Genomic DNA, 561 nt, shown 5'->3' on the forward strand with positions numbered 1-561 from the left:
CTGTTCTTTCATCAATAACATCCTCCTCATGATTTATCACGTTCGTCCGAAACGAGTGATTTTTTTACAACGGCGGATAACTCTTCAATTTTGAATATTATCGTTCAAGTATGAATTAAAGATATCAAAAAGACGCCCGCCGATTCTTTAAGAGAACGGCTTAACGGCGGTATTCGGCGCCCAAGGGAGGCCAGCCGCGCGGTACTATCTCGCCTGCTGCGCAGGCTGCGGAACTCGCTTTGTGAATCTCCCTCGGGGGCGCTGTTCAATTCTACCCAAGAACTCGCGATACGGCTTTCGGTTCGGGGTTCCTTTGTCATGCGCTTCGAACGGCTTGAAGAGGATGGTATGAAGGCCTCCGCACCTGATTTTGCATGGTTTCAGTCGCTCTTATCCGATATTTTCCAGAAATCTCTCTCAGGACGGAAAACTTTTTCAAACTTAACGCAACTCTGGCGCTTTTACTTTGAAGGGCTTGCTTTTACTATGAAGAAAATCATTCGTATTATAACAGATAACAACCCATAATCAATCACTATTATCACTCCAATTTTAAGAGAC

1 protein-coding gene is annotated in these 561 nt (G+C 44.7%); it reads left to right on the forward strand.

The features are described 5' to 3' along the window. Positions 1-318: 318 nt before the first annotated feature. On the forward strand, positions 319-528 hold the full coding sequence (locus HMPREF7215_RS13065; protein ID WP_156797403.1) for a hypothetical protein: 210 nt from the start codon (positions 319-321) through the stop codon (positions 526-528). The last annotated feature ends 33 nt before the right edge of the window (positions 529-561 follow it).

The sequence above is a fragment of the Pyramidobacter piscolens W5455 genome (assembly GCF_000177335.1).
Classification (GTDB): domain Bacteria; phylum Synergistota; class Synergistia; order Synergistales; family Dethiosulfovibrionaceae; genus Pyramidobacter; species Pyramidobacter piscolens.